The following is a 3,008-nucleotide window of genomic DNA, read 5'->3' as shown; positions in this document are numbered from 1 at the left end:
CCTCATTTACAGCATTTGCTGCCGACGAACCAGAAACCGTAGTCGTTATCGGTTCTGCCCTTGACCAATTGATTCAGACTGAAATCAACTCTGACACACTGGAAAAGAAGCAAGCATCAGACATCAAAGATGTTTTGAATACTATGCCTAGCGTTACGGTTGACGGGAACGCACGTTACTCACGCAAAGTATTTGTACGTGGTATGGAAGACAAATTTGCCGTAGTGACTATTGATGGCGCGCGACAAGAAGGTCAGCTTTTCCACCACTCTGGTGACCAAGCGATTGATCCTGCAATGCTAAAAAGAGCTGAAATTGAATTAGGTGGTAACTCTGCACTGTCAGGTTCTGGTGCTATCAATGGTTCATTTAGCTACGAAACGAAAGACCCAAGCGATCTTCTTAAGCCGGGTGAAAGCGTTGGTGCTCGAGTAAAAACAAGCTATCAAACAGCTTATGAGCGTTTTGCAACCAACGTTGCTGTGTATGCAAAAGTGAACGACAAGCTACAGTTCATGGGTATTGCGAACTATTCAGAAGATGGCGATCTGCACATTCCTGATCAAGAAGCGGTAACCTCTAAGCAGGGTGAGCTTAAGTCGGGTTTGGCTAAAGTTGTTTTCATTCCTAATGATGCCAATGAATTTAAACTGACTTTCAACCGATACAGTGATGGTGGTACGCGTCAGCTTTCTGGCGAAAAGGCGGGTGCTCTGTATGCTGACGATAAACACGACTATCATTCGCTTAATCGCGATACAGTGACGCTACAGCACGAATACGATGCGGGTAGTGATCTAGTTCATCTGAAAAGTAATGTTTACTACAACCGTCAATACATGGATCGTGATGCTCTTGAAGGTACCGCTTGGGGCAAAACACCGGCAGGTAAATGGTTCAAAGATGGCAAAATGTCTTACCCTAAGCGTGAATACAATGTAACAACCATTGGTGGTGACATTCGTAACGTTTCTTGGGTTGGTGAGCATGAGCTTACTTATGGTCTTGAGGGCTACAAAGCCAAGCAATGGATTGATGCTGGTGAAGGCGTATATCTAAGCGGTACTAAGCAAGGCCAAACTGAGAAGTACAGCATGGATGGTGGTACGGTGACGGCTTACGGTCTGTATCTGCAAGATATGTACGAATTCAGCGATTTCCGTCTGACAACAGGTCTTCGTTACGACGTTCATAAACTGGGTGGTGTGTATAAGGGCGAGTTTGACCAACTATCTCCAAAGTTCAAAGGTGAATACCAAACAACGGAAAACCTAAAACTTCGTGTAGGTTACGGTCGTCTGTTTAAAGGCGCGTCACTACCAGAAACGCTAACGATGAAAGCACCAAGCAAAGTTAAGCAGTCTGATACTAAGGCGATGACGGGTAATAACTACGAAGCGGGCTTTGATTACGAGCTAACACGTTTGCTTGCGGCTGATTACGCGATTCTAGGTTTCACGGCTTATACCTATGACCTTGATAACCAAATGCACCCAACTAAGAACAACGCAACATTATCTAATAAGTATGATGTTGAAGTTTGGGGTGTAGAGACAGTATTGAGCTATCAGTTAGATGCATTAAGTGTTTACGCTAACCACTCTTACTCTGATGGTGAGCAAAAGAGCCTGAAAAACGGCAAGACAAGTCACATGAATAAAACCGGTATTCATAACTTTAAGGCCGGTTTTAACTACAGCCTAAACAATGAATTTGTGTTTGGTTGGGATTCACGCTTTGTTCCGGGGAACGATTACGAGAACGAAAAAGGCAAAGAGATCAAACGCTCAGGCTTCGCAACGCACAACATTTGGGCGGCTTACACACCGACGTTTGCTAAAGACCTAGAGATGAACCTTGGTATCGATAACCTGCTTGATAAGAAGTACGCTGAGCATACTGGTTTTGGTATCTCTTGGGGTTCAGAAAAGTACACCAGCTATGAAGCGGGTCGTAACTTTAAAGCTTCTATCGCTTATAGCTTCTAATCTGCTCTTAGCTGAAAGTTATTCTAGAAATAGAGAGTTATCAGTATAAGTGCAATGTTTCGTCTTAAAATGAAACAACAAAAAAGCCTTAGTTCAGACTAAGGCTTTCTGCTTTCTAATGATTTATTTTCTATTTGTTGATTTATAAGCGGATTTATTTCTAACGGTTAGCTTTAATGACTGAATTTGTGACGTCAGATTAAGACACAGCTTCGTAGCGAATATCTTGCAGATTAAAACCTAAATCGATGTCTGTTTTGAGTGCAGAAACGAGCTTACATACGCGAGCCGACTCGATATGCTCATCGAATTTCTTACGATACTTTTTCGGTAAGTCTTCAGCTAGGAATGCTGTTTCGATATCAGGGTATGTCGTTAATATCTCTTTGGCTGCTTTTGGCCCTATACCTGGAATTCCGGGGACTTGGCTTGAGCTGACGCCCGTTAATCCCCAGTAATCTGCCAGTTGCTCTGGCTTTACGCCAAATTCCGCTTCGATAAAGGGCTTATCTAACCAACGGTGTTGGAAATAATCACGGATTTGTAGCGTTGGAGACAACAGTTGGCAGTAGCCCTTATCTGTCGAAATGATAGTGACAGTTTCTCCGTGGTCAGCGACTTTCTTTGCCAATGTTGCAACTAGATCATCCGCTTCAGCGCCGTCAGAGAGCAGTGAATCAATCCCTAATTCCCACCAAGCTTGTTGAATCGCATCGAGACCTTTCATCAATGGTTCTGGCATCGGCTTACGGTTTTGCTTATAAGCGGGAAGGACTTCCGCGCGCCAACCTCGATCTTGTAAATGATGATCAAATACCGCAATGATATGAGTGGGTTTTGATTCGTTTAGGATGCGATTAAGAGTACGAGCAGTCGTGGTGATGGTTCTTGCAATATCGGTTGGGTCCGGCTGAACAGAGTGCACGCGTCGGATGAGGTTCAAGGCATCGATAATAACAAGATGGATAGACATAAGTTTCCACTAAATAGGCAATAAATAAGGGGCTGCTAGCCCCTTAT

Annotated in this window: 2 protein-coding genes; one reads left to right on the top strand and one right to left on the bottom strand. The window is 43.8% G+C overall.

Going from position 1 to position 3,008, the window contains the following annotated elements:
* Nucleotides 1-1,988: TonB-dependent receptor (locus AB4496_RS24205; protein ID WP_372132319.1), on the top strand; the 1,988-nt coding region annotated here is incomplete at its 5' end.
* Nucleotides 1,989-2,187: 199 nt separating this feature from the next.
* Here the strand turns inward: AB4496_RS24205 and xni are convergent.
* The gene (xni, locus tag AB4496_RS24200) at nt 2,188-2,961 is read right to left on the bottom strand and encodes a flap endonuclease Xni (RefSeq protein WP_102257774.1); all 774 of its coding nucleotides are present in this window, start codon (nt 2,959-2,961) and stop codon (nt 2,188-2,190) included.
* Between the last annotated feature and the right edge of the window lie 47 nt (nt 2,962-3,008).

It is taken from the genome of Vibrio sp. 10N.222.46.A1 (assembly GCF_041473595.1).
Classification (GTDB): domain Bacteria; phylum Pseudomonadota; class Gammaproteobacteria; order Enterobacterales; family Vibrionaceae; genus Vibrio; species Vibrio tasmaniensis_A.
The sequence above is the reverse complement of the archived record's forward strand: the minus strand, read 5'-3'. Positions and strand labels throughout refer to the sequence as shown.

Coding starts and splice junctions, on each gene's coding strand:
- xni (WP_102257774.1), bottom strand. CDS start 2,961: ATGTCTATCCATCTTGTTATTATCGATGCCTTGAACCTCATCCGACGC.